8 protein-coding genes are annotated in these 6,281 nt (G+C 32.7%); 2 read left to right on the top strand and 6 right to left on the bottom strand.

The window, feature by feature from the left end; genetic code table 11:
• Positions 1 to 277: 277 nt before the first annotated feature.
• The 3 genes from mltG to JCM14822_RS17490 all read right to left on the bottom strand — a co-directional run bounded on the left by mltG (position 278) and on the right by JCM14822_RS17490 (position 3,444).
• Positions 278 to 1,378, bottom strand: coding sequence for an endolytic transglycosylase MltG (mltG, locus tag JCM14822_RS17500; protein WP_054743838.1), 1,101 nt, complete (start codon positions 1,376 to 1,378; stop codon positions 278 to 280).
• Positions 1,379 to 1,553: 175 nt separating this feature from the next.
• A complete protein-coding gene (locus JCM14822_RS17495; RefSeq protein WP_054743835.1) occupies positions 1,554 to 1,841 on the bottom strand; it encodes an HFCD family protein in 288 nt (95 codons plus the stop codon).
• The gene (locus JCM14822_RS17490) at positions 1,783 to 3,444 is read right to left on the bottom strand and encodes a recombinase family protein (RefSeq protein ID WP_054743834.1); all 1,662 of its coding nucleotides are present in this window, start codon (positions 3,442 to 3,444) and stop codon (positions 1,783 to 1,785) included. The genes JCM14822_RS17495 and JCM14822_RS17490 overlap by 59 nt, the downstream gene beginning before the upstream one ends.
• 182 nt (positions 3,445 to 3,626) lie before the next feature.
• Between JCM14822_RS17490 and JCM14822_RS17485 the strand changes: the two genes are divergently transcribed.
• Positions 3,627 to 3,836: a hypothetical protein gene (locus JCM14822_RS17485; protein WP_054743832.1), complete on the top strand. Its 210-nt coding sequence runs from the start codon at positions 3,627 to 3,629 to the stop codon at positions 3,834 to 3,836.
• Here JCM14822_RS17485 and JCM14822_RS25255 read toward each other — a convergent pair whose 3' ends face one another.
• The 3 genes from JCM14822_RS25255 to menA form a co-directional block, all read right to left on the bottom strand.
• Complete coding sequence (locus tag JCM14822_RS25255; protein ID WP_408606220.1) at positions 3,837 to 4,061, bottom strand: hypothetical protein; 225 nt, start codon at positions 4,059 to 4,061, stop codon at positions 3,837 to 3,839.
• Positions 4,062 to 4,147: 86 nt separating this feature from the next.
• The gene (locus JCM14822_RS17480) at positions 4,148 to 4,450 is read right to left on the bottom strand and encodes a hypothetical protein (RefSeq protein WP_054743830.1); all 303 of its coding nucleotides are present in this window, start codon (positions 4,448 to 4,450) and stop codon (positions 4,148 to 4,150) included.
• A 36-nt stretch (positions 4,451 to 4,486) separates the two neighbouring features.
• Positions 4,487 to 5,446 (bottom strand): 1,4-dihydroxy-2-naphthoate polyprenyltransferase, encoded by a 960-nt coding sequence (gene menA, locus JCM14822_RS17475; RefSeq protein ID WP_054743827.1) that lies wholly within the window; start codon positions 5,444 to 5,446, stop codon positions 4,487 to 4,489.
• A 271-nt stretch (positions 5,447 to 5,717) separates the two neighbouring features.
• Between menA and JCM14822_RS17470 the strand changes: the two genes are divergently transcribed.
• Positions 5,718 to 6,182, top strand: coding sequence for a hypothetical protein (locus tag JCM14822_RS17470; RefSeq protein ID WP_054743825.1), 465 nt, complete (start codon positions 5,718 to 5,720; stop codon positions 6,180 to 6,182).
• Positions 6,183 to 6,281: the final 99 nt, after the last annotated feature.

Here is a 6,281-nt window from a genome sequence, read left to right as displayed (position 1 = left end):
ACTAAGTATTAACACTTAGTATGTAGACTTTACAAATGATGTGAAAGGACAAATAATAAGTGATGGCTATTTCTAACACTTATAAGTTCCGAGCAGTTACCAGTTAATAGTGGGGAAGCCGTTATAAAATTTACTTGGCTAAAGAAGATTGGTCAAAATATGGTGAGATATCAGCAGAAAGTATAGAAGTATATTATGATGGTGCACGTATTCAATAAATAGAATATATGAAACATAAAAAATGCAGCAAAGCTAAATAAACTTTGCTGCATTTTTGTTATTCATAAAAGTTTTTATCAATACTTTGAGCATAACGTATTTTAGCGGTGCTATGTTCTTGAGCGGTTTCGCTAAAATGATGAGCATCAGAAGCGGTATCGCTAATCACAAAATAATAGTAGTTATGTTGCTCAGGTAAGAGCGCAGCCTTAATGCTAGTTTCGCCAGGAGCACAAATTGGTCCAGGTGGTAAGCCTGTATAAAGATAAGTATTATAAGGGCTATCCACTTTTAAATCATCAAGAGAAAGGGTTGCTTTTCGTTTATCCAATAAATATTGGATTGTAGAGCACATTTGTAAATTCATATGTGCATCTAAACGATTATAAATAACACCAGAAATAGTAGGGCGTTCTTCATCAAGTTTGGCTTCACCTTCAATCATAGAAGCGATTGTCAGCAAATCATGTAAACTATAATTAGTATGCTCAAGGTAAGTTGTATAGCCCGCCACTACCTCTTTAAAACGCATAAGCATGCGAATAATGATTTCTTCAGGGGTAGCATTCTTTCTGACAGTATAGGTATCAGGGAATAAATAACCTTCTAATTTATAAGTCGTTGTAGCTGGTATATTTTGCAAAAAATCATAATCATAATTTTTATTTTGCACCGCATCTAAAAAGTCTTTCGCATCAATAATACCTTCACTATCTAATTTGGCTGCAATTTGAGGGATTGTATAACCTTCAGGAATTGTAAATTGTACGGTTTCCTCTTCATTATTAAAGTCTGTAGCAAGCATTTTTAGAATTTCATTAGTAGACATATTGCTACTTAATGTATATTCACCTGCTATAAAAGGTGACTTAAAATCAGAAAGATGTGCTTCTAGTTTGAAATAAGCTACATTAGAAATGAGATTATGCTCTTTAAGTAGGAGGGCAAGTTCATTAAGCGAAGTATCTGCTTCAATATTAAGGACCATTTCAAAAACATCTTCATTATATTTGCGTGTAGACTCTTGATCGATGATATGAGAAGTGTAGGCGTAACTTTTATGTAGGGCTAAAATACTGCCAACTACAATTAAAATAGTAATGATAGAATTAAAAGCAAAACTTCCGATAACACGTTTTTGGATATTCCTTTTTTTCATTATAATCTCCTTGTAAATAAATGCATAGTTACTATTTAATGGCTGTAAAAACATGCAACTATTTAATAAAAATTATAACTATTCTATTAATTTATTGCAATAACTATTTGTAAAATAGCCAATATAAAAAAGGCAGACGGTTATATTGAATAAACATCTACCTTTCATAAAATAATTAATAGCTTATAAATACAGGTTGCCTTTGTGTACCTTCTAAAGCTAGTGCAATAGTTTCAGGCACATAGCTTAAATCAGCAACTAAAGAAAAAGGTTTTTTAACGAAATCATCTTGGCCAAGTGGTACGAAGAAGATGTTTTTCTTTTCCAAAAGATGACCAATATTTTTAAGTGAACCACTGATACCATCATTGCTAGCTAGGGCAATAATAATGGGTTTACCATTTCTAAGGAGTGATTTTACTACCAGTATGCAAATTACGGCTTGAGATATTAAAAAAAACATCCACATGCGCCTCGTACCAATCGATACGTGTGATTAATTGTTGGAGTAAAAAACGACGTTCTGCTAGTGTGGAAAGTTCTGAAAGGGCGGAGGTTTTAGTGATAGTTTTGTATATTCGATCAATATTATGGATGCCTTCTTCTTTGTCAAGTGGTGCCTCTTGTTTAGTGATAGTAAGTTGTAATTGATTATTATTTTTTTCTAAAACTTCGATTTTTTCTAATAATTTATGGCGTGTTGCTGTATGACTTGTAATAGCGAGTACTTCTAGTAAATTAGCGATTTTAGAAGTATTTGCATCATATTGGCTTTGTAAGTCATTTACGTTATTTAAATGAGATTTTGATAAAGAGGGCTTTTCGAATTGATGACTTTTTTGAATTAAGCGTTCAATTAGTTCTTCTTTAGTAGGTGCAAGCTCTTGTAATTTCTCCCAAATGAGTGGGTCAAGGTAATGCCCTTTGGCATTGACAATATCGCAAAGACTTCCTTTAGAGCGTAATTTATTACTGCAACGGTAAATATAGGACTTGGAACCATCGGCAAGTATTTCTTGATTTGTAATACGCATAGGTGCGCCGCACTTACCACAATACAATAGTTTAGAGAGCATCCCTACCTTAGAAGTTTTATCAGATCTGCATTTGCCAAAATTATAGGTATGATTAGTTTGAATAAGCTGTTGCGTTTTAAGCCACTCATAAGCCTCTATAATGGGTTTGTGGCTGCCAAGGGCAATAATCCAAGCTTCAGGTTGTCTTAAGACTTTATTGGCACCTAAGCGGTTAAAGGCAATAAGCGCAAACTCAGGATTACATTGTTCAGGTTTAAAGGTTACATTACAGCCTAGGTTCATAAAGTAGTGATAGACTTCTAAAGTTGCTGCGCAATAAGAAGGATTAATAAGGATATTTCTAATAACATTAGGCGAAAAGTACTTATTGTTACGAGTTTTAATATTGTGAGCAATCAGATAGTATTCAACTTGTGTAATGGAGCCTAATTTGTGATATTGGTTATAAATGAGCTTTACAGTCTCTGCCTCATCTTCTTTTAAAGCTAATTCAAAATAGTGTTTAGTGCGACCCTTATCAGTGGTATAATCTACTTTTTGACTCACATAGCCCAAAGGTGTTGTACCACCTAACCATTGGCCTTTTTCAGCTAAAGATTTTAGATTATCTCGAATACGTTCAGCAATAGTTTCACGTTCCATTTGAGAGAAAACAAGAGCAATATTTAACATGGCACGGCCAATGGGGGTACTCGTATCAAATTGTTCTTTGACACTGATAAATTGGACATGATGTTTTTCAAGTGTTTGATAGGTAATGCTAAAATCAGCAATATTACGACTGATTCGATCGAGTCTATAACAGATAATAATATCAAGTGCATTCGCTTTAACAGCCGTCATCATTTTTTTAAAATCAGGGCGGTCAATATTACCACCACTAAAACCTTCATCCGAGTAAGTTGTGATGTGAAGGACTTCATCAGGATGATTTAAACTAATGTAACGCTTGCAATAGTCAATTTGCATATTAATACTATCCCCTTGATCTGTTAACTTTGATTTTCTAGTATAAATTGCAACCTTCATAATAAAATTTCCTTTTAATTAAACTTTCTATTAAGAGTATATGCACTTGAAACATGTCCTTTTTCATTTATAATGTATGAAGAAAATGATGAGACATAAAAGATTGATTTAAGAGATGTTAATATAGCATATGAATAGAATAGTAAATATTAATTATTGAAAAAGATGAAGTGGGGGATAGGATGGGAAAAGAAGTGCCTAAGTATTGTGTTAATTTAAAGTATGAAGAAGCTAATAGAGCAGACCTTAAAGCTATTTTATTAGAGTGGTATGTAGACTTAGCTATAGCACAAATCAGTGAATTAAATGTGAATGAGAGGAAGTTACTCATTAATCAATTGAAAGCGCATCAGTGCATTGAAAGCAACATTATAAAAGATAGCTTAAAATAATCATATAATAAAAGGGTACCGCAAAAAATTGTTGATTTGCGACACCCTTTTAAATTTTAAATAAGTATTAAGAAAGACTATAATCAATAGTAGCTTTGTATCACCATTTGCAGTAAGGATGAATTCAATAGATTGACCTGCTGGAATTGCATTATTCCATGTGAGTGGTGTAACGATATAGTAGTCATCAATTTCTTCTACACTGATATTCCAGTTTGAAGCAATCTTGATATCATTTTTATTGATTTTTAAGCTCTAGCCTTTTACTTTAGCATCTGTATTATTTGTAAGTTTAAAGCTGACTTGACCACCTATGCCCATGAGTCTACAGTGTAAGCTAAGTCTAAATCAGATTTTTCAGCTTCTGGTGTTTGAGTAGGTTGTACCTCTATAGCGTTTGAAGCTGTTGTTGATTGGACTTTTTTGAGTAGTTGTAGATTGGAGTGGTTGTTCTTCCAATTTTTCGAAAATCCATTGTTGATTTGAAGTACCATTGTATTTCTATTGGCAAACATTGGCACATCATCTTTATTGAGTTCACTATCATCTAATACCTTTGTTAAATGTAAAGAAAAGTGGAGAAATGAAACAAACCTAATGAGAGGGAAAAACACTATTGTTTTTCCCTCTCATTAGGTTTAAGTATGATTTTAAAAAAATAAGGTAGTAATGATTAAATGTAATCCTAAGCAAATTACAAGACTACAGTTAACTAATAAGAAGTTTTTAATGGCGCAGCTAAATGTTTCTGCTTTAGTTTGTTTGCGTTTAAAACATGCAATGTTGTGGCTTACTAAGATAAAAGTAAGAAGTGAAGCAAGGCATGTTAAAGGCAAATATCCCATAACGACTGCAATGAGGATTGCTGCATAAACGATATAGTAACCCATTACCCAAAGACGCACACCATTTTCTTTACCAATATGAATAGGAAGAGTATAGCGTTTATTACAAATATCTTCCTCCATATCACATAAGTTATTAGCAAGCATAATATTGGCAATTGTAATAACAAAAGGTACTGTTACTAAGGCAATGGCAATAAGGGCTGGTATGTTAAAGCTAAGTATAATTTGTGGACTTTGCCATTGTAAAGTCACAAGATCACGATTAAACACATGAATATAGATTGTAATAAATGTGAGCACAAATCCCATTGTAACCCCAGAGAAAAGTTCTCCAAATGGTGTACGAGAGATAGGCAATGGTCCGAAAGTATATAAAATACCAATGGCAAAACAAATCATGCCTAATAAAAGCACAACCACATTGGTTAAGTAGACTAAGTAAATTCCTAATAAAGAAGCAATTACCAGCATCGATAAAATAATGGTTCTTACAACTTTAAGATTGAGCTGATAATGTGAAATAGCATTATGTATTTCATAGCCATAACCTTCTTGAAGATGGGCTTTTTTAAAGTCCATATAGTTATTAATAGCAGTTGTAGTCATATCAAAAATAACAACGGCTAAAAACATGATTAAGGCATGTGAAACACTAAATGTATCAAAGGCGTAAAGGGTATAGAGTGAACCAAATACAAATGGTAAAACACTTGCCACTTTTGTACGTAATTCCACTAAGTGTGCAAAACTCGTGATGTCCATAAAATGTCCTCCAAAAATGAAATATAATATCGTGTCTATGAACTAGCAATAAACTTCTTCTAATTCTCTATTATTGCAAGAATTTAGATTTAGTTAACGACTGTGATTATTATATAGTAACTTATAGTAAGTATGCAAGAAAAGAAGCATCTAAAATAAATTTATATAATGCATAAAAAATAAGTGATGAAAATTTAACAAGAAACCATTGATTAACTATATAGTTTAGTATATAATATATAAGACATTAAATTTTTACTAGGAGGAATTTATGAAAAAATTCGCAGTTTTAGCATTAACATTAAGTGCAATGCTAGTATTCACAGCTTGTGGTTCAAAAGAAGCTACAACAACAACAGAAACAACTACTACAGAAGTAGCAACAACAGAAGCTAATGACAACGTTAAAGTTGGAGAAGTAAAAGATGATGAAGGTAATACATTTACAGCAGCAGTTACATTTGAAAACGAAGCACCAGTAAGTGTTAAATTTGACTGTATCCAAGAAAATGGTGAAAGCAAATATGAAGCAGCTGCTGCTGGCACATATAAAATGACAGATACAGGTCTTACATGGAATGAACAAGCAGATGCGCTTGCAGCATTCTTGGCTGAAAATAACTTCGACGCTGCAGCACTTGAAGTAACAGAAGATGGACACACAGATGCTGTAACAGGTGTATCTATTAAAGTTCCATCAATGATTGAAGCTTTCGAAGCAGCATTAAACAACTAATAAAAATTAATTAGAGTGATCTAATTTTATACAAGGAGCAATAAGTTAAGGATTTTCCTAGCTATTGCTCCTTTTTGATGAATATATAAGTATAATTAT

It is taken from the genome of Cellulosilyticum ruminicola JCM 14822 (genome assembly GCF_001311925.1).
In the GTDB taxonomy this organism is placed as follows: Bacteria; Bacillota; Clostridia; order Lachnospirales; family Cellulosilyticaceae; genus Cellulosilyticum; species Cellulosilyticum ruminicola.
This window is presented reverse-complemented; position numbering and strand designations above follow the sequence as displayed.

Excerpts from the sequence above, each read along its gene's own strand:
- JCM14822_RS17490 (WP_054743834.1), bottom strand. The coding sequence starts at position 3,444 with ATGAAGGTTGCAATTTATACTAGAAAATCAAAGTTAACAGATCAAGGG.
- JCM14822_RS17495 (WP_054743835.1), bottom strand. The coding sequence starts at position 1,841 with ATGTTTTTTTTAATATCTCAAGCCGTAATTTGCATACTGGTAGTAAAA.
- JCM14822_RS17470 (WP_054743825.1), top strand. The coding sequence starts at position 5,718 with ATGAAAAAATTCGCAGTTTTAGCATTAACATTAAGTGCAATGCTAGTA.
- menA (WP_054743827.1), bottom strand. The coding sequence starts at position 5,446 with ATGGACATCACGAGTTTTGCACACTTAGTGGAATTACGTACAAAAGTG.
- mltG (WP_054743838.1), bottom strand. The coding sequence starts at position 1,378 with ATGAAAAAAAGGAATATCCAAAAACGTGTTATCGGAAGTTTTGCTTTT.
- JCM14822_RS17485 (WP_054743832.1), top strand. The coding sequence starts at position 3,627 with ATGGGAAAAGAAGTGCCTAAGTATTGTGTTAATTTAAAGTATGAAGAA.